The 20,708-nt window shown below is 56.9% G+C and carries 14 protein-coding genes; 11 read left to right on the top strand and 3 right to left on the bottom strand.

Annotated features, from left to right (window positions below; all coding sequences use genetic code 11):
* Positions 1-7 precede the first annotated feature (7 nt).
* The 3 genes from dprA (at position 8) to QZ725_RS09145 (ending at position 4,768) form a co-directional block, all read left to right on the top strand.
* Complete coding sequence (gene dprA / locus QZ725_RS09155; protein WP_293778747.1) at positions 8-1,129, top strand: DNA-processing protein DprA; 1,122 nt, start codon at positions 8-10, stop codon at positions 1,127-1,129.
* Between the two features lie 291 nt (positions 1,130-1,420).
* Entirely contained in the window at positions 1,421-1,897 is a 477-nt protein-coding gene (locus QZ725_RS09150) for a DUF494 family protein (RefSeq protein WP_293778745.1), read from the top strand.
* A 246-nt stretch (positions 1,898-2,143) separates the two neighbouring features.
* A complete protein-coding gene (locus tag QZ725_RS09145; protein WP_293778743.1) occupies positions 2,144-4,768 on the top strand; it encodes a DNA topoisomerase III in 2,625 nt (874 codons plus the stop codon).
* A 430-nt stretch (positions 4,769-5,198) separates the two neighbouring features.
* Here the strand turns inward: QZ725_RS09145 and QZ725_RS09140 are convergent, their stop codons facing one another.
* On the bottom strand, positions 5,199-7,547 hold the full coding sequence (locus QZ725_RS09140) for an FdhF/YdeP family oxidoreductase (protein ID WP_293778740.1): 2,349 nt from the start codon (positions 7,545-7,547) through the stop codon (positions 5,199-5,201).
* Between the two features lie 243 nt (positions 7,548-7,790).
* Here QZ725_RS09140 and QZ725_RS09135 point away from each other — a divergent pair, with 243 nt between their 5' ends.
* The 8 genes from QZ725_RS09135 to QZ725_RS09100 all read left to right on the top strand — a co-directional run bounded on the left by QZ725_RS09135 (position 7,791) and on the right by QZ725_RS09100 (position 18,419).
* A complete protein-coding gene (locus tag QZ725_RS09135) occupies positions 7,791-9,209 on the top strand; it encodes a PLP-dependent aminotransferase family protein (RefSeq protein ID WP_293778738.1) in 1,419 nt (472 codons plus the stop codon).
* A 161-nt stretch (positions 9,210-9,370) separates the two neighbouring features.
* Positions 9,371-9,676, top strand: coding sequence for an ArsR family transcriptional regulator (locus QZ725_RS09130; RefSeq protein ID WP_293778735.1), 306 nt, complete (start codon positions 9,371-9,373; stop codon positions 9,674-9,676).
* 561 nt (positions 9,677-10,237) lie between these two features.
* Entirely contained in the window at positions 10,238-11,398 is a 1,161-nt protein-coding gene (locus tag QZ725_RS09125; protein ID WP_293778733.1) for a TRAP transporter substrate-binding protein, read from the top strand.
* 99 nt (positions 11,399-11,497) lie between these two features.
* Positions 11,498-12,130 (top strand): TRAP transporter small permease subunit, encoded by a 633-nt coding sequence (locus tag QZ725_RS09120; protein WP_293778730.1) that lies wholly within the window; start codon positions 11,498-11,500, stop codon positions 12,128-12,130.
* Entirely contained in the window at positions 12,127-14,148 is a 2,022-nt protein-coding gene (locus tag QZ725_RS09115; RefSeq protein WP_293778727.1) for a TRAP transporter large permease subunit, read from the top strand. The genes QZ725_RS09120 and QZ725_RS09115 overlap by 4 nt, the downstream gene beginning before the upstream one ends.
* Positions 14,149-14,311: 163 nt before the next feature.
* Positions 14,312-14,830: a sigma-70 family RNA polymerase sigma factor gene (locus tag QZ725_RS09110; RefSeq protein WP_293778725.1), complete on the top strand. Its 519-nt coding sequence runs from the start codon at positions 14,312-14,314 to the stop codon at positions 14,828-14,830.
* A 1-nt stretch (position 14,831) separates the two neighbouring features.
* The gene (locus QZ725_RS09105; protein WP_293778723.1) at positions 14,832-15,902 is read left to right on the top strand and encodes a FecR domain-containing protein; all 1,071 of its coding nucleotides are present in this window, start codon (positions 14,832-14,834) and stop codon (positions 15,900-15,902) included.
* 111 nt (positions 15,903-16,013) lie between these two features.
* On the top strand, positions 16,014-18,419 hold the full coding sequence (locus QZ725_RS09100) for a TonB-dependent receptor (RefSeq protein ID WP_293778721.1): 2,406 nt from the start codon (positions 16,014-16,016) through the stop codon (positions 18,417-18,419).
* A 66-nt stretch (positions 18,420-18,485) separates the two neighbouring features.
* On the opposite strand, the gene QZ725_RS09095 is transcribed toward QZ725_RS09100, so the two are convergent.
* Positions 18,486-19,415: a hydroxymethylglutaryl-CoA lyase gene (locus QZ725_RS09095; RefSeq protein ID WP_293778718.1), complete on the bottom strand. Its 930-nt coding sequence runs from the start codon at positions 19,413-19,415 to the stop codon at positions 18,486-18,488.
* Positions 19,416-19,575: 160 nt separating this feature from the next.
* Positions 19,576-20,601: a biotin synthase BioB gene (gene bioB / locus QZ725_RS09090; RefSeq protein ID WP_293778715.1), complete on the bottom strand. Its 1,026-nt coding sequence runs from the start codon at positions 20,599-20,601 to the stop codon at positions 19,576-19,578.
* Positions 20,602-20,708 lie beyond the last annotated feature (107 nt).

Genomic DNA, 20,708 nt, shown 5'->3' with positions numbered 1-20,708 from the left:
GCAAGCAATGTCTTATCAGGTCCGCATGCAGTGGCCTGAAGATGATCTCGCGATGTGGCTGCGTTTGCTGCAGACGCCGGGCGTCGGCAGCGAAACCGCGAGGCGACTGCTCGGGGCATTCGGCCTGCCAGAACAAATCTTCGCCGCCGATCATGCCGCCCTTTGCAAAGTCGTTAGCGAACGCATCGCGCGCGCATTGCTGACGTCGCCTTCCACAGAACAATCGCAGCAACGCGAGCGCACGCAGGAATGGGCGGCACAACCCGGCAATCGGATTTTCACACTGGCCGATCACGACTACCCGCGCCAACTGCTCGAAATTCCCGATCCGCCGATCCTGCTGTACGCCAAGGGTCAGCATGCCCTGCTGGCGCAACCAGCATTGGCCGTGGTCGGCAGCCGTAATGCCACCGCGCAAGGCATCGCCAATGCCGGCAAGTTTTCCGAAACCTTGAGCCAGGCTGGCATGACCATCGTTTCCGGCATGTCGCTCGGCATCGATACGGCCGCACACCAAGGCGGCTTGCAAGGACAGGGCGCGACGATTGCCGTCATCGGCACTGGTGCCGATATCGTTTATCCGGCGCGCAATCGTGCGCTTGCGCATCGCATTGCCGAACAGGGTTGCCTGCTCAGCGAATACGCACTCGGCACACCGGCGATTGCCAGCAACTTCCCACGCCGCAATCGCATCATCAGCGGCCTTGCACGCGGCGTGCTGGTGGTCGAAGCGGCGCTGCAATCGGGCTCACTGATTACGGCACGCATGGCAGCGGAACAGGGGCGAGACATGTTCGCCATTCCCGGCTCGATCCATTCGCCGCTGTCGAAAGGTTGTCACCAATTGATCAAGCAGGGTGCCAAGCTTGTCGAATCGGCGCAGGACATTCTCGAAGAACTGCAATACCTGCCGCAAGGCGCGGCGACGATGTCCACAAACAATGCCATACCGGACATCACCATCGATCATCCGGTCTTGCAGGCAATGGGATTCGATCCCGTGCATATCGATACACTTGCCACGCGCTGCGCGCTCGATGCAGCCGCAATCCAAACCGAGCTGCTGCATCTCGAACTCGAAGGACGCGCCGAAATGCTGCCCGGCGGCATGGTGCGTCGCCTCGATTAAGCGTTACCAACACCACTTTGTGCCGATTCGTTGCTGGTGCGACATGCTTGCATGCCATCCTGCAAACGAAAGCCTTTTCATCCTGGCATTTGTTTTCCTTTTGAACATCGCGCCCGCGCAACAAACCCCGTCTTTTTTTTCGACCCCGGATATTTTCAGGTATGCTTGGACCAAGTAAGCGCTACTTGATCTGCCGCTGGTGTCATGAAGATGTGAACATGACTTTTGTGCATCCGATCCTGGCGACATTCTTCCGGAATGTTTCCCTAACCCAAGCGCTACGGTGAAGCCATGTTTGATGTTCTAGTTTATTTGTACGAAACCTATTACCGGCCTGATGCCTGCCCGGAATCCGATGTGCTGGTGAAGAAACTTTCCGCCATTGGTTTCGAGGAAGACGAAATCGCCAAGGCACTGGGCTGGCTCACGGCGCTGGCACAAGCCAACGACGCCTACTCCGACTCCTTCCCGCACCAGACCGCGTTTTCCTTCGGCTTCCGCCTTTACGTCAACCGCGAGATCGATGTGATCGGCACGCCCGGCATCGGCTTCATCCAATTTCTCGAATCAGCCAAGCTGATCAATCCGGTGCAGCGCGAAATCATCGTCGAACGTGCACTGGCTGCCGCCGAGTCACCGATTTCGCTCGACAAGCTCAAGGTCATCGTTCTGATGGTGCTGTGGAGCCAAGGCAAGGAACCGGACGGTCTGATCTTTGACGAACTGTTCGTCGATGACGAAGATGCGCCGCCACGCATGCTGCACTGATCCGCATTGCCGGCCATGCCCACGGCGTGGCCTTTCCGGCAACAAACCAGCAGAAACACCCCGTCTCAACGCCTTCAGCCGGCTGCCGCTTGCGGTTTTTGTCGCAACACGCTTATCATTGCCCGCTTGACGGGTCCGACTTGTTCGTATCTTTCCCGTACCGCACTGAAACCTGTCTTTCCGGCAAGTTCATTCAGGCGCACTGCGCGCAGTTTGTCGCGTTTCTTTCGAGATTCTCTATTTAATATGACAAAAACTCTCATCATTGCCGAGAAGCCATCCGTCGCGAACGATATCGCGAAGACGCTCGGCGGCTTTACCAAGCACGATGAGTACTTCGAATCCGACGAATACGTTCTATCGTCCGCCGTCGGCCATCTGGTCGAGATCGCGGTACCTGAGGAATACGACGTCAAGCGCGGCAAATGGACCTTCACCCATCTGCCGATGATCCCGCCGCACTTCGCGCTGAATCCGATTGCCAAGACCGAATCGCGCCTCAAGGTACTGAACAAGCTGATCAAGCGCAAGGATGTCACCGGCCTCATCAACGCATGTGACGCGGGGCGGGAAGGCGAACTGATTTTCCGTTTGATCGCGCAATATGCAAAAGCCAAGCAACCGATCAAGCGCCTGTGGCTGCAATCGATGACGCCCACCGCGATTCGCGAAGCGTTCAAGAACCTGCGCGACGACAAGGAAATGCTGCCGCTGGCCGATGCCGCACGCAGCCGCAGCGAAGCCGACTGGCTGATCGGCATCAACGGCACGCGCGCCATGACGGCCTTCAATTCAAAGGAAGGCGGTTTCTACCTGACCACCGTCGGTCGCGTGCAGACGCCAACGCTGTCGATCGTGGTCGAGCGCGAAGAAAAGATCAAGAAATTCATCCCGCGCGATTACTGGGAAGTGCGCGCCGAATTCGTCTGCGCCGCCGGTATCTATCAAGGCCGCTGGCTCGACACCAAGTTCAAGAAGGACGAAACCGATCCCGAAAAACGTGCCGAACGTTTGTGGAGCAAGGCTGCAGCCGAATCGATCGTCGCCGCCTGCCGTGGCAAGATCGGCGTGGTTACGGAAGAATCCAAGCCGACTACCTCGATGGCACCGGCGCTGTTCGATCTGACCAGCCTGCAACGCGAAGCCAATGCACGCTTTGGTTTCTCGGCCAAGAACACGCTGGGTCTGGCGCAGGCGCTGTATGAAAAGCACAAGGTGCTGACCTACCCACGTACCGATTCGCGCCATCTGCCGGAAGACTATCTGCCGACCGTGCTGGAAACGCTGGAAAATCTGGCCGAGAACAACAACTACCACCAGTTCGCCAAGCAGATCACCAAGAATAACTGGGTCAAGCCGAACAAGCGCATTTTCGATAACACGAAGATCAGCGATCACTTTGCGATCATTCCGACCACGCAAGCGCCGAAGAATCTGTCCGAGCCGGAACAGAAACTGTACGACCTCGTGACGCGCCGCTTCATGGCGATCTTCTTCCCGGCTGCCGAATTCCAGGTCACAACGCGCTTTACCGAAGTTTCGGGCCATCAGTTCAAGACCGAAGGCAAGGTGCTGACCAATCCGGGCTGGCTGGCGGTCTATGGCAAGGATGTGGATGAAGAGAAGGATGGCGAAAACAGCGGCAATCTGGTTCCGGTCGCCAAGGATGAAAAAGTGCAGACCGAATCGGTGGTTGCCAACGGCCTCGTCACCAAACCGCCAGCACGCTATTCGGAAGCCACGCTGCTGTCGGCAATGGAAGGGGCCGGCAAGCTCGTCGATGACGGTGAACTGCGCGATGCGATGGCCGGCAAAGGCCTCGGCACACCAGCCACGCGCGCGGCCATCATCGAAGGTCTGCTGACCGAAAAATACCTGCTGCGCGAAGGTCGTGAACTGATTCCGACTGCCAAGGCGTTCCAGCTCATGACACTGCTGCACGGCCTCGGTGTAGATGAACTGACGGAACCCGAATTGACCGGTGAATGGGAGTACAAGCTGTCGCAGATCGAGCGCGGCAACATCAGTCGCGACGAATTCATGCGCGAGATTGCGCAGATGGCGCAGATCATCGTCAAGCGCGCCAAGGAATACGACAACGACACGATTCCCGGCGACTACACGACCTTGCAGACACCATGCCCCAACTGCGGCGGCGTGGTGAAGGAAAACTATCGTCGCTTTGCCTGCACCAAATGCGAATTCTCGATGACCAAGGTTCCCGGTGGTCGCCAGTTCGAGATCGCCGAAGTCGAAGAGTTGCTAGCCAATCGCACCATCGGACCGCTGCAAGGCTTCCGCTCCAAGATGGGACGCCCCTTCGCTGCCGTGCTGAAAATCTCACGCGATGAAGACATCAACAACTTCAAACTCGAATTCGATTTCGGCCAGAACGACGATGACGAGAACGCAGAACCGGTTGATTTCAGCGATCAAACCTCGCTCGGCCCCTGTCCGAAATGTGCCGGTGGCGTGTACGAACAACCACTGTCTTATGTCTGCGAAAACTCGGTTGCCAAACCGAAGACCTGTGATTTCCGCAGCGGCCGCATCATCCTGCAACAGGAAATCCTGCCCGAGCAGATGCGCAAGCTGCTCAACGACGGCAAGACCGATCTGCTGCCCGGCTTCATCTCGCAACGCACACGCCGCGCCTTCAAGGCCTATCTGGTCAAGGGCAAGGATGGCAAGGTGAGCTTCGAGTTCGAACCGCGCAAGGAAAAAGCGCCGGCCAAGGGCAAGGCAGCCGCCGAGGTGGAAGAGGGTGCCGCCGAATCGACGGCAAAAGCACCGGCCAAGAAAGCGGCAAAAAAAGTGGCAGCGAAAAAGCCGGCAGCAAAGAAGGTCGCTGCCAAGAAAACCGCGAAATAAACTACTGAAACATTCCTGCAAAAAATCCCGACGAGCCTTTACGGTTGTCGGGATTTTTTATTACCGTAATACAGCATGAACTGCCTTAATCGCTCTCTCAGCGAAAGCTTGCGCGGCCCGGTCTTGCATACCCCGCAGGGACGCATATTGCTGGCTGCAACCGCCCTTTACTGGCTGTAGTACTCGGCCTGCAACCACCGCCAAGATGGTCTGTTGATGCTGTACGCTTCATCCCGATTTCATGGCCGTTCATTCTTTTCCTTATTCTCATCAAGGATAACAATCCCTCTTTTCTTCCTTCATGACGGCACGCGGCATGGCTGGGTGGATATGCATGCGTCCTCTCCCTTTATCCTTTCGTTCAGCACATCTTCAAATAAAAAAACCGCCTGTCTTGTGAACAGGCGGCGGGAAGATGGGCTGGCAACGATCAGGCTGCCAGCGCCATGTCTTTCTGTGCGGATGACTGAAAAAGCTGTTGCGATAGGGTGAGCAATACCGGGATCGATTTCGAGGTTGGCGTATTGCAGATGTCGCCCGTACTGTGCAGCGGTACCAGCGGATTGGTTTCCGGATAGTAGGCGCCGATGCAACCGCGCGGAATGTCGTAGGCCACCACTAGGAAGCGATCGGCGCGGCGCTCGATACCGTCTTCCCACACCGTTGCCATATCGACCCAGTCGCCCGCCTTGAAACCCAGCATGGCGATATCTTCGGGATGGATGAACACCACGCGCCGCTGGCCGAACACGCCGCGATAACGGTCGTCGAGCGCGTAGATGGTGGTGTTGTACTGGTCATGCGAACGTGTGGTCATGAGCGTCATCAGTTTTTCACCATGCGCTGCTCTGGCGCGACGAATCGGTGTATCGAGTTGCACCGCATGTGCAATGAAATTGGCCTTGCCAGTATCGGTTTGCCATTCGCGTTCGCGGGCCGCCACGCGCAGATGAAAGCCGCCGGGCTGGGCGATGCGTTTGTTGTAGTTTTCAAATCCGTCGAACACGCTTTCGATGGCATCGCGGATACGGTCGTAATCAGCCGCGTAGCCGAGCCAATCCACTTTGCCCGATCCCAGCGTGGCATGCGCGATATTGGCGACGATGGCGGTTTCCGACATGAGGTTGGCCGAAGCCGGCTTGTTCATGCCGTAGGAGATGTGCACCATGCTCATCGAATCCTCAACCGTGACGCCCTGCGGCACACCATTCTGCACGTCGATCTCGGTACGACCCAACGTCGGCAGGATCAGCGCCGCCTTGCCATGCACCAGATGACTGCGGTTGAGCTTGGTGGTGATGTGTACGGTCAGCTCACACGAGCGCAGGGCATTGAAGGTACACGGCGTATCGGGCGTGGCCATGGCGAAGTTGCCGCCAAGGCCTATGAAGACTTTTACTTCACCATCGAGCATGGCTTGCACGGTTTCCACCACATCCAGCCCGTGTTCACGCGGTGGCGCAAAGTCGAAGACCTTGCCGAGCTGATCGAGAAACGCCTGCGACGGTTTTTCTTCGATGCCAACCGTGCGGTTGCCCTGCACATTCGAATGCCCGCGCACCGGGCACAAGCCGGCACCTTCGCGGCCGATATTGCCGCGCATCATGAGCAGGTTGGAAAGCAGTTGCACCGTTTGCACCGAATGCTTGTGCTGCGTGATGCCCATGCCCCAAGTAGCGATGACACGCTTGCCGTTGACGTAGATACGTGTGAGCGCTTCGATCTCCTCGCGCGAAACACCGGATTCGTCGACCAGCTCCTGCCAGTCCTGCATGCGTAAGTCGTCTGCGAAGGCGGCAAAACCATGTGTGTGCTCAGCGATGAAAGCGACATCCAGCACGCGCTCCTTGCCGGCTTCGCGGGCATCGTCATCAAGCTCCAGCGTGCGTTTGGCAACCGCCTTGATCAGAGCAAAATCGCCACCGAGCTTGGGCTGGATGAATGTCGATGCGATCTTGGTGCTCGACATGGTCAGCATCTCGACCATGCTTTGCGGATCGGTGAAACGTTCGAGGCCACGCTCGCGCAAGGGATTGATCGAGACGATGACAGCACCACGCTTGGAGGCTTCACGCAGTTCGCCCAGCATGCGCGGATGATTGGTGGCAGGGTTCTGGCCAAAGATCAGCAGCGTGTCGGCCTGTTCGAAATCGTGCAGCGTGACCGTTCCTTTACCCACGCCCACAGTGCCGGGCAAACCACGGCTGGTAGCTTCGTGGCACATGTTCGAGCAATCGGGGAAGTTATTAGTACCGAACATGCGCACGAACAATTGATAGACGAATGCCGCTTCGTTGCCGGCACGGCCCGATGTGTAGAACGCGGCCCGATCGGCATGCGGCAGCTTGTTGAGATGTGCGGCGATCAACTGGAAGGCATCGTTCCATGCGATCGGGACGTATTTGTCGCTACTGACGTCGTACACCATGGGGTCGGTCAGGCGGCCGTGCTGTTCGAGCTCGTAATCGGATTGTTCTAGCAAGGCGCTGACCGTGTTCTTTTCAAAGAAGGCGGGCGTCACGCGCTTGGTCGTCGCTTCGGCCGCAACGGCCTTCACACCGTTTTCGCAAAATTCAAAAGTGGATGCGTGTTCGCGGTCCGGCCAGGCGCAACCGGGGCAATCGAAACCTTCCGGCTGGTTCTGCTTGAACAGCGTGCGGTAGTTGCCGCCGGCCACCTTTTCCTTGATGAGATTGATGGCAACGTATTTGACCGCACCCCAGCCACCCGCTGCGTGGTGATAGGGTTCGATACTGGATTTGGATTTCACTTTTTGCATGGCGATCACACCTTGTCATGAAGGCACGGTTGCATGCATGAAGCATTTTTTCCTGCATGTTCACCGCTTGATCGCAAGATTAAAACTCCCTGCCGACAGGATGGGCATACACATCTCCCCAAATAAAAAGAGTACAGTTGGCGATTGTTTTCTGCACAATATTTAGGCAATGAATACGAGACATAAGTCATGCAAAAAGAGACATGACTGTGATCGTGGTTATCCCGAACATCGAGGCATGCATTGAAGCTGTACGAAAAACTGGCAAACGAGATTGAAGAACAAATTGCGCGCGGTGTGTTTCGCGCGGGGGAACGCCTGCCTTCCATTCGACAGATGAGCCAGCATCACGCATTGAGCATCACCACGGTGGTTCACGCGTATCTGCTACTGGAAAGCAGGGGACTGATCGAGAGTCACCCGCAATCCGGTTATTTCGTACGCGAATCGCCGCGCGCCGCACAACCGGAATTGCGTACTTCGCAACCGATCAATGTTTCTTCGCATGTGGATGTTAGCCGGCTGGTGCTCTCGACCTTACGGTCGATCAGTGCGCACGAAGCCATTCCGCTCGGCTCGCCCTATCCCGACCCTGCACTTTTCCCATCGGAGAAAATCAATCGTCGCGCCTACGGCATCGCGCGTCGTCGTTCGCAGTGGGGCGTGACCGATGCCCTGCCGCCGGGCAATCCGCAATTGATTCGGCAGATTGCCCGCCGCTATCTGGAAAACGGCACGGCCATCGATCCCAATGAAATCGTCGTCACCATCGGCGCGACCGAAGCCATCAACCTGTGTCTGCAAGCTGTGGGGAAAACCGGCGATACGGTGGCGGTGGAATCGCCGACTTTTTACGCGATGCTGCACGCCATCGAACGCATGGGCATGAAGGCGATCGAGATTGCCACGCATCCGCAGGAAGGCATGGATCTCGATGCCTTGCGCAAGGTGATGGATGCACAACCGATCGCCGCCTGCATGGTGATGCCGAATTTCCAGAATCCGCTGGGCTTTCAGATGCCCGATGCAAAAAAGCGTGAACTGGTGGCATTGCTGACCGAGCGCAAGGTACCGGTCATCGAGAACGATGTGTACAACGAACTGTATTTCGGCGACGCCCATCCGAGTTCGCTCAAGTCGTACGATACCGAAGGCTATGTGATGCACTGCGTCTCGTTCTCCAAGAGCCTGACGACCGTGTCACGCATCGGCTGGGCGCTGCCGGGGCGGTATCGCGATCAGGTCGAGAAGCTGAAATTCCTCAACACACTTACCACGCCGACCATCCCGCAACAGGCCATTGCCGAGTATCTGGAACTGGATGGCTACGAGCACCATCTGCGTCAGGTGCGCAAGCTGTTCGCGCAACAGGCGAACATGATGCGTGCCGCGGTACAGCGCTTTTTCCCGGCGGGCACACGCACGTCACAGCCACGTGGCGGATATGTCTTGTGGATTGAACTGCCGCTCGGTATCGACTCCATGAAGCTTTACGAGCAGGCACTGGCGCGTGGCATCACCATCGGCCCCGGCACCATGTTTTCCGTCAGCGACAGCTATCGCCATTTCATTCGGCTGAACTACAGCTATGCATGGACGCGTGAAATCGACGAAGCCATCAAGACCATTGGGCAACTTGCCGCCGATCTGTTACACAATTAGGCAGGCACGACCGGATTTGCGGCCATCACCCTCGATGCGTGATGACAGCCTGCGGTTGATGCCAGGTCGGGCGCTCCCTATAATCGATTGCAAGATATCGATTACGCCACTGATGCTTCCCACAGAATGCTGCACGTTCCTCGATACCCGGAGACTTGCCGATGACAGCCCCACAGCAATCCACCGAGGAGCACGATGGCCTCGACCCGATCAAAGTGACGATCTTGCGCCATCTTTGGGAAGCCGCGCAGGAAGCCGGCGATGCGCCTTGGTCACTCGCCAAACTCAGCAAACGCACCTGCATTCCGATGACCACGCTGCTGCGCGTACTCAATGAATTCGACAACGCCGGCATCGTGGACATGCGCGCACACGACGATGGACGACGCTTCGCAGCACTCAATGCCACGGGGCTGGAAATTTTCTCTACCTTGTTCGGCGTACAGCAGGGCAATCATCCAAGCTGATCGGTTCGTTCCCGCAGCATGCCGCAAGCATTGCACAGTCCATGCTTGCCGCTTTATTCTCGGACAATCGTATCCATCACCAACTTTCTCTATCGCCAGCCTTAGTGCACGTGATGCATACCCGGTGCAAAACCCGCATGGCAACGGCCTTCACGGCAGCGATATTGACGAATGTTCTCTACATACATGCACCTGTAAGCATCCCGTAAGAAAGTGCGCACGATAATGCACGGGTACGCGATATGGGGATCACGTAAAAAAACCATCCAATCTTCGTAAAGCGTCCGTTACAATCGTCTCAAGTCGGTGTCCGCCGTAGTCTGGCGATCCGATTGCGGATGTGATGCCAGACATCGCTTCCGCTTCTCCCTTGCTGCATGGCGTCGTCGCACGACGCCCTGATTTGACGAAAGGAGTCCCGCCACCTTCATCTCTTCCCTGGTCAGGCCTGCCTGCCATTTTGCTATTTGACGTGCCAAGCCGTATCGGAAGAATTTCCGTTTCTGCTTTTCCCTTTGATGTTCAGCGTTCCACTCTAATTAAAACGACAGGAGACAGACAATGAAATCGAATCACGATCAAAAGAAGCCGCAATCCGCAGCGACTTCCTCGCGCCGCAAATTCATCGGCACCACCGCAGTCGGTGGCGCTGCCGCAGCCGCGCTTGCTTTTCCAATGGTCTCGACCGCACAAACGACGACCAACCTGCGCTTCCAGAGTACCTGGCCAGCCAAGGATATCTTCCACGAATTCGCGCTCGACTTTGCCAAGAAGGTCAATGACATGACCGGCGGCGAACTAAAAATCGAAGTGCTGCCGGCAGGTGCCGTGGTACCGGCCTTCGGCTTGCTGGATGCGGTTTCCAAGGGCACGCTGGATGGCGGCCACGGCGTGATGGGTTACAACTACGGCAAGCAGGCAGCGATTGCACTGTGGACGTCCGGCCCGGTGTTCGGCATGGATGCCAACATGGTGCTGGCATGGCATAAATACGGTGGCGGCCGCGAACTGCTCGAAAAACTGTATACGCAGATCGGCGCCAACGTGATTTCCTTCCTGTCCGGCCCGATGCCGACGCAACCGCTGGGCTGGTTCAAGAAACCGATCACCAAGCCGGAAGACTTGAAGGGCCTGAAGTTCCGTACCAACGGCCTCGCCATCGATCTGTTCACCGCCATGGGTGCGGCCGTGAATGCGCTGCCGGCCGGTGAGATCGTACCGGCACTGGATCGCGGCCTGCTTGACGGTGCCGAATTCAACAACGCCAGTTCGGATCGCGTACTCGGCTTCCCCGACGTTTCCAAGGTCTGCATGCTGCAGAGCTTCCACCAAAGCTCGGAACAGTTCGACATCAGCTTCAACAAGACCAAGTACAACGGTCTGCCTGCCAAGCTGAAGGCCATCATCCAGAATGCTTCCGAAGCAGCATCGGCCGATATGTCGTGGAAGGCAATCGACCGCTACTCGACCGACTATCGCGACATGGCAGCGAAAGATGGCGTCAAATTCTACAAGACACCGGACACGCTGTTACAGCAACAGCTCAAGATCTGGGACGACATCGTGGCGAAGAAGGGTTCCGACAATGCGCTGTTCAAGGAAGTCGAGAAATCGCAACGCGACTTTGCAGCCCGCGCGATGAAGTGGGACATGGACACCAACAACAATCGTCGCATGGCCTACAACCACTACTTCATGAAGGCTGCACCGAAGAAGGGTTGACCTCTCCGTGATCCATCACGGCCTGTGCAAGCGGGCCGTGCCTGAACAACGTGTGCCGCGCAAACGGCGCACGTTCCTGTTATGGAATCGGAGGCTGGTATGCGGAAAGTCCTGTTTTTGATCGACAAGCTCAGCACCCTGGTTGGTCAGGCGTTTTCCTGGCTGATCGTGGCGCTGACACTGCTCATTTCGTGGGAAGTGTTTTCACGCTACGTGCTCAACGCCCCCAATCCCTGGTCATTCGACCTGATGATCATGATGTACGGCACCACCTTCATGATGGCCGGTGCCTATACGCTGGCGAAGAACGGCCATGTGCGCGGCGACGTGCTGTATGGCTTCTTCCCGCCACGCCTGCAGGCCGGGCTCGATCTGGCGCTGTATTTCCTGTTCTTCATCCCCGGCATCATCGCGCTCATCTGGGCGGGTTATGACTACGCTGCCGAATCGATCGCGATTCGCGAACACTCGACGCTGACAGCCAACGGCCCGCCGCTGTATCCGTTCAAGGTCGTCATCCCGATTGCCGGCGTACTGCTGATCCTGCAAGGCGTGGTCGAGATCGTGCGCTGCATTGTCTGCCTGCGCAATGGCGAGTGGCCAAGCCGTGAGCAGGACGTCGAGGAAGTCGATGTCGACAAGCTCAAATCCATGGTCAGCACCACGGATCGCGATATCGCCGAAGCCGATCGTGCCTTGGTAGAAAAACAGCAACACGGAGGCCATGCATGAAAAAAGAAGCCTGGTTCGGCCTGACCATCCTGTTCGCGATCGTGATTGCGATCGCGGTCCTGATGCCATCCCCCGAGAATCTCACCAACGGCCACCTCGGCCTGCTGATGCTGGCACTGGTCGTGGTTGCCATCATGCTCGGCTTTCCCACAGCCTTTACGCTGATGGGCATGGGTGTGATCTTCGCGTGGTTTGCATTTCACAGTCGCGACCCGTCGATGGCGACGACACTGACGCTGGATCTGATGGTGCAACGCGCCTATTCGGTCATGGCCAATGACGTGCTGATCTCGATCCCGCTATTCATCTTCATGGGCTATCTGGTCGAGCGCGCCAACCTAATCGAGAAACTGTTCAAGAGCCTGCACATCGCCCTAGCACGCGTGCCGGGATCACTGGCTGTTGCGACCATCGTTACCTGCGCCGTGTTTGCGACGGCAACGGGTATCGTCGGTGCGGTCGTCACGCTAATGGGCTTGCTGGCACTGCCGGCGATGCTCAAGGCGGGCTACAGCACGCAACTGTCGGCCGGCTCGATCACGGCAGGCGGCTGCCTTGGCATCCTGATCCCGCCGTCGGTGCTGCTGATCGTGTATGGCGCAACAGCCGGCGTCTCGGTTGTTAAATTGTATGCAGGCGCACTGTTTCCCGGCATTCTGCTGACGGTGATGTACATCGGCTACGTCATCATTCTGGCCAAGTTGCGACCCAGCATGGCACCACCGCTTCCGCCAGAGGAACGCCGTGTGGCGCTTCCGGCCTATGCAGAAAAGATCTCGCAAACCGTGAGTCAACGCGCATTGCCCGGACTGATCGGTGCCATCAAGGGCCGCCGCGCCAACGATGCCGGGGTGTCGTCACGCACGCTGCTTGGGCAGCTCGGTATTGCGTTGTTGCCAGCGCTGGCTTTCGCGCTTGTGATGGGTTTCACCTATCGCATGGTTACCGTTCCGGATGCCGGGCCGGTGGACATGACGGAGATGTCGTTCGATGTGGGGGATGATGCTTCTAGTCATGGCGGCCTGGCCGAACCACCCGTTAGCGACAGCTTTGGCGAGCCGCCTGCTGCCAGTACCAGCGAATCGAATGGCTTGATGGAACCGCCATTGACTGCGCAAGAAGCAGGGACTACGACCGGCAGCAACGAAGGTCTGGCCGAACCGCCAGGTACGGCAATGGAAAGTGCGTCAGCCCCAGCAGAACCCATGATGCAGGATAGCAATGCGGCACCCGAGCAGAAAGCCGCAGAGCAGGCGGGCAGAAAACCTGCACCTACTGCCTACTGGATTGCCTTCTGCATTCTGCTTGCACCATTGCTGCTGTTCTATGCACTGCTGACGTTCGCACGTCTTGAGATTTTCAAGATGCTGCTGGGTTCGCTGTTCCCGCTCGCGCTGCTGATCATGGCAGTGCTCGGCTCCATTGTGCTTGGTCTTGCCACACCGACTGAAGCAGCTGCAATGGGTGCCTTTGGCGGCGCACTGCTAGCAATTGCCTACCGGCGCTTTAATCTGACGATGTTGCGCGAGTCGGCTTTCCTTGCCGCAAAAACCAGTGCGATGGTGTGCTGGCTGTTCGTGGGTTCGTCGATTTTTTCGGCCTCATTCGCGCTGCTGGGTGGACAGGAAATCATCAACGACTGGGTACTCGGCATGGACCTGACACCGATCCAGTTCATGATCCTGGCGCAAGTCATCATCTTCCTGCTGGGCTGGCCGCTCGAATGGACCGAGATCATCGTGATCTTCATGCCGATCTTCGTTCCGCTGCTGCCGCACTTCGGCATTGATCCGCTGTTCTTCGGCCTGCTGGTTGCGCTGAATCTGCAAACGGCTTTCCTGTCGCCGCCGGTCGCCATGTCGGCGTTCTATCTGAAAGGCGTGGCACCACCGCATGTGACGCTGAACCAGATTTTCCTTGGCATGCTGCCGTTCATGGGAATTCAGATCATTGCACTGATCATACTGTATCTATTCCCTGGCATCGGTCTGTGGTTGCCGAGTGTGCTGTACAACTGATCCTCTGCGAAGATCGAACATAAAGGGGCCGCAAGGCCCCTTTTTCTTTGCGGAAATCCTTTGTGGATCGCACACCACGTCCGTTTGGATGCAGCAGTCGCCTTACTTTATAATGAGAACGATTCTTAATACAATTGCACACGCCCGTGCCCACGGAGAACGGATGGCGGCAACTGACACCGCGTTGCAGGAAAAAATGCATGACTTGTATTGCGAGCATCAAGGCTGGCTGTTCGGCTGGCTGCGTCGCAAGCTCGGCTGCGCTCATCAGGCTGCCGATCTGACGCAGGATACCTTTGTGCGCATCATCGCCTCACGCGACGCCTTGCTTGCCATGCGCGAACCGCGCGCGTATCTGACGACCACCGCAAAACGCTTGCTGGTTGATCAGGCCCGCCATCAACTCATCGAAACGGCGTATCTGGAAGCATTGCAGGCATTCGCCCTGCATAGCGATAGCAGCCCTTCACCGGAACGCATCCTGCAAACAGTGCAGGCACTGGTGGAAATCGACGCTGTGCTAGAGCGCTTGTCGGCCAATGCGCGACAGGCGTTCCTCTTGCATTACCTTGATGGCCTCACACACGCCGCCATTGCAAACCAGCTCGGCGTATCGACCAGAATGATCCAGAAATATCTGGTGCAGGCCTTGGCACACTGCACGCATTCGCTGGATTATTGACATGAGCGAATCATCGAACCGACAAATCAACGAACTGGCTGCGACATGGATCATGCGCCTGACCGCTGACGATGCCCATGAACGCCAGCAAGCGCAACATGGCTTTGCCGAATGGAAAGCCAGCGATATACGCCATGCAGAAGCCGCCGCACGCATCGAACAGTTGATCGAGCGCATGCAATCGATACGGCAAGAGAACAACGAGGATGTGCGGCCTGCGCATGCGGCATTGCACGCCGTCGCGGCGAAACGCAAAAGCGGACGTAGCAGAACGTTTATCCGTACCTTCGTGCTTGCCATGGCCATCGGCGTTCCGTCCTGGTTTGCACTGGATGCACCGCCACCGTCGCAGTTACTGGCCGATCTGCGGACCAGCGAAGGCCAGTGGCTGACGCGCACGCTGGAAGATGGCACGCGCATCACACTGAGTGGCAGCAGCGCGGTCAACGTGCAATTCAATGCTGACAGCCGCACCTTGGTGTTGCTGGAGGGCGATATCCGCGTAGACGTTGCCAAGGACGCCGCACGTCCCTTCATCGTGCAAACGCCGCTGGCGCGCATTCGCGCACTCGGTACGCGCTTTGCCGTCAGCCACGGCGGTGATCGCACCGTACTGAATATGTTCGAATCGCGCGTGCTTGTGCAAACCGCAGATGAACAAAAACGCGGACCCACTGCGGGGACGGTAATCGCCGCGGGGCAGCGCGTCGAATTCCAGCCACAAGGTATCGAGCGGATTGCATCCATGGATGCGCCTCGCGTCGAAGAAAGCCTGCAACAGCATCGTCTGGTGGTACAGGATCAACCCTTGCCCGAAGTGCTGCGTCAATTGAGCCGCTATCGCCCGGGCCGTCTTCAATACGACAGCAAGGCACTCGCGCATTTGCGTGTCTCAGGCGTGCTACCGCTCGACCATCCCGATCAGGCATTACAACTTCTGCAAGCCAACTTTCCGGAACTGCGTATGCGTTCTTTCACCTCGCGTCTGGTGTGGATCGATGTGAAGCCGGCTTCCAATCAGAATTCGAAGCCGGAGTCGGAACCAAAGCTGAAAGCGCCACAATCATCCTGACCGAATCTATCAAGACCCTTACCAATCAGGTAGCAGATTATTTGCAGGCGACAGTTCCACTTTTTTGTTTTGGCTCGTCTAGGTCAATGAAGCCAACAAAAAGGAACTCGCATGTACCTCAGAAAACATCTCACTATCCAGCGCACGCTTTCGCCACTCGCGCTGTCATTGCATTTGCTCTTTGCTGCCGGCAGCTTCACCCTGCAAGCCGATGCTCTGGCCCAAACGCGCAGCTACAGCATTCCGGCGGGACCGCTGGACGCGACACTGAACCGCTTTGCACAGGAAGCCGGCATCGCCATCGTGATCGATGCACGCAAGGTCGCCAATCTGCAATCGCCAGGCCTGCAAGGTCCGCATGATGTAGATGCCGGGTTCGCGGAATTGCTACGTGGCAGCGGCTATAGCGCCAGCAAAACAGCCGCCGGCTATGTGTTGACGCCTAGCGCCACACCCGTCACGCGCCCTGCAGTCAGCAAACAGGATGATGATGCCGTCATGCAGGCAATCGTGGTAACCGCCTCGCGCTCGAACATGGAAGCAGAGAAAGCGCCGCAGACAGTGCAGATCATCGAGAAGGCCGAAATCGAACAACAGATGACGTTGTCGACCAATACATCGGATGTATTAAGCAATCTGATCCCATCCTATTCACCGAGCCGCGGCAAGATGACGGGCAGCGGCGAAACCATGCGTGGGCGCACACCGCTGATCCTGATCGATGGCGTACCGCAATCGAACCCCTTGCGCCCAACGGGACGCGAAGTGCATACGATCGATTTCGCGATGGTGGAACGCATCGAAGTCATTCAGGGCGCGAATGCCATTAACGGCCTGGGCGCAACGGGCGGCACTATCAACATCATCACCAAGCGTCCGGCCAAGGGCAGCTTCAACCAGCATGTCGATGTGCAAACCACGATGCCGACCTCGAACATCGATAGCGAAGTCATGAACTACAAGACGACGTATCGCGCCGATGGCCGGCTCGACAAACTCGACTATCTGTTTTCCGTCGGTTATGAGAATCAAGGGCTGTATCGCGACGGCGCTGGCCGCGCGATCGGCGTTGACAATACACAAGGCGATTTGATGGACTCGCGCATGGTCGATTTTTTGGGCAAGATCGGCTACTGGATCGATGACGAACAGCGGCTGCAGTTTTCGCTGAATCGCTATCAATTGAAATCGAAAGGCAGCTATCTGTCGGTCAATGGAAATCGCGCACAAGGCATTCCCACCACTTCCGTCAAAGGGACACCACCTGGTACCGTGCCATGGAACGATGTCTGGACCTCGGCTGTTACCTATGATCATTACAACCTGGCCGGCATGGAATTATCGGCCATGGCCTTTCATCAGAAGTTCGAAGGGCTGTTTGGGGCAACCAATTCAGAAAATTTCCAAGACATCTCCATCGCACCGGATGGCACACTCTATGACCAAACGCGTTCTGCAGCGACCAAATACGGCAGCAAGGTAAATCTGACCAAATCTGATCTCGTAGACGGCAGATTGAAAGTCACTGCAGGGTTCGACACCTTGTTTGATCAAGGAAAGCAGGATTTATATGGCACGGGTCGCACCTACGTGCCGGAATCCAAATACAACAACATCTCCCTCTTTACGCAAGCCGAATTTCAGTTACTCGACAGATTGAAAATTCACGCAGGCGTCCGTCGTGAAAAAGCAGATCTGCGCATTGATACCTATCGCACTGTGGCTGCCAACAATGGCGTCACCGTCGAAGGAGGCAAACTCAAATTCAATGAAACGCTTTATAACATCGGCCTCGTCGCGACACCTACTGACAGCTTGACCTTGTTCAGTAGCTATTCAGAAGGCTTTGGCATGCCAGATGTCGGTCGGGTTCTACGAGGCATCGATACTCCTGGACAGAGCGTAAGTAGCCTGAACACCCTTTCACCGGTCCTCACCAAAAGCAAGGAATTCGGGGCACGCTACAAAAAAGGGCCATGGGACATGGAAGCCAGCGTATTCGAGTCCACGTCTCCGCTCGGCACGCGTGTCGAGAGCGTCAATGGTGTGTACATCCTGGCTCGGGAGGCCACAAGAATCAGAGGCTTTGATCTCAATGCTGGGTATCGTATCAACAAGATTCATCAAGCAAGGCTCGGCTATTCGCAAACGAGCGGTCGCTACGATAGTAATGGTGACGGCACGCTAGATCGCAAACTGGACGGTGCCAATATTGCTCCAACGCGCGTGATTCTTAGCTGGAATGCCAACTGGAACGAAAAAATGTCGTCCTTTGTTCAGGCACAGCATGCATTCACGCAATCTTTCAATACACCAGCAACTCATTTCAAAGGCTACACGCTGGTGGATGCCAGCATGCGTTACAAGCTGCAAAAAGGCACATTGCGATTCGGTGTCGCCAACTTATTCAACCAAAACTACATCACCTACTATTCACAGTCAGGCCAAGTTGACAATGCACGGTATTTTGCTGGACGTGGCCGCACATTGACGATCGGCTACGCACTGGATTTCTAAGCGATCCCGCAATTAAAAAAGCCTGTCATACGACAGGCTTTTTTACGATTCCGACCAATTCACGCATCACATCGAACAAGCGACCCCACGCTTGGCCGCAATCGCATTCCCCGCACGGCCCGCTGGCTTACGGCCCAACTGTGCGGAAATAAATTGCCCGGCATCGACCACGGCATCCAGATCGACGCCGGTTTCGATGCCCAAACCCTGCATCATGTAGAGCACATCTTCAGTCGCGACGTTGCCCGTGGCACCTTTCGCGTACGGGCAACCACCCAACCCCGTAACCGACGCGTGATAGATCGTGATTCCGACTTCGAGACTGGCATAGATGTTGGCCAACGCTTGTCCATAGGTGTCATGAAAGTGCCCAGATAATCCGTTGATCGGGAACACGCTGGCCGCGCGCTGCATGATGGTTTGCACATGCCGCGGCGTGGCAACGCCGATGGTGTCGGCGATATCGATTTCGTCGCAGCCAAGATCACGCAATCGCATCGTCACGTCGGCGACGGCATCGGCCGAGACCTCGCCTTGGTAGGGGCAACCGAAGGCACAACTCAAGGCACCGCGCAGACGCAATCCATTGTCCTTGGCCGCACGCGCGACCTCGACAAAACGCTCGATGGATTCGGCAATCGAGCAATTGATATTGCGTTGCGAAAAAGCTTCCGATGCGGCGGCAAAAATCACGACTTCATCAACATCCGCTGCCAGTGCCGCCTCGAAGCCCTTCATGTTGGGCACCAGCGCCGAATACAACGTGTCGGGGCGCCGCGTAATGCCGGCCATGACTTCGCTCGACGTTGCCATTTGCGGCACCCACTTGGGCGAGACAAAGGAAGCCGCTTCGACATTCACGAAGCCGGCTTGCGACAGACGATCGACGAGTTCGATCTTGATTGACGCAGGAATGGTTTGCGCTTCATTCTGCAAACCGTCACGCGGACCGACTTCGATGATCTTGACGGCGCGGGGCAGGGCGGGCAAAGACATGGCGTTGTTCCGGAAAATAACTTGAAGAAATGATTTGAAAAATCTGATCAGGCCTGATCGCCGCCTTGCAAGAAACACGACGCCATGAGCGGCAACGACCATCGGCGATCAAACAAAAACGGCCGGTCTGCACCGGCCGTTCGTATCCTGAAACAATCGATCAAGACGATACTTCGCAGCGTGCATCGATCGCATTGTTGCGCGAATGCATGCCGAGTTTGTTGAGCAGGGCGACGTCGGCATCGGCTTCGGGATTACCGGTCGTCAGCAGCTTCTCACCGTAGAAGATCGAGTTGGCACCGGCCACGAAACACAATGCCTGAATCGCTTCGCCCATTTCGCGGCGACCTGCGGACAGACGCACGCGCGCTTTCGGCATCGTGATGCGGGCGACGGCCACGGTACGCACGAATTCGAGCGGGTCGATTGGTTCGGTACCATGCAAAGGCGTGCCTTCGACTTGCACGAGGTTGTTGACCGGTACCGACTCAGGATAAGGCTCCATGTTGCAGAGTTGCGCCATCAGGCCGGCGCGTTGCAAACGCGATTCGCCCATACCGACGATCCCGCCACAGCACACCTTGATACCAACGCCACGCACGCGTTCCAGCGTATCCAGACGGTTCTGGTAATCGCGCGTGGAGATGATGTTGTTATAGAACTCGGGGGCGGTGTCGAGATTGTGGTTGTAGTAATCGAGACCGGCATCCTTGAGTTTTTCCGCCTGGCCTTCACCCAGCATGCCGAGCGTGGCGCAGGTTTCGAGGCCGAGCGCCTTCACTTCGCGCACCATCTCTTCGACCTTTTCCAGATCGCGATCCTTCGGTTCACGCCATGCCGCGCCCATGCAGAAGCGCGTTGCGCCATGCGCCTTGGCTTCGCGTGCGGCGGTCAGCACTTCTTCCAGCGGCAGAATCTTTTGTGCGGTTACGCCAGTGTCATAGCGTGCTGCTTGCGGGCAATAACCGCAATCTTCAGGGCAACCGCCGGTCTTGATCGACAGCAGGGTGGCGAACTCGACTTCATTCGGGTCGAAATTCTCGCGATGCACGGTTTGCGCACGGAAGATGAGTTCGTTGAATGGCAGGTTGAACAGCGCGAGCACGTCTTCGACGGGCCACTTGGTCGGGACGATGGGCGCGACCGGTGCGGCAGGTGCCTGGAACGTGATGGGTTGCGACGACATGAAAACTCCTTCAATACACTTTGATACGGTTACACGCTGTCACTGGCCGCCTTCAATGGCCAATCCGGCAACAGCGAAAAATTCAGATAATCGGCCGCAGCCGAGGG

Origin of the sequence: uncultured Oxalicibacterium sp., from assembly GCF_913776015.1 — a bacterium.
Classification (GTDB): Bacteria; Pseudomonadota; Gammaproteobacteria; order Burkholderiales; family Burkholderiaceae_D; genus Oxalicibacterium.
This window is presented reverse-complemented; position numbering and strand designations above follow the sequence as displayed.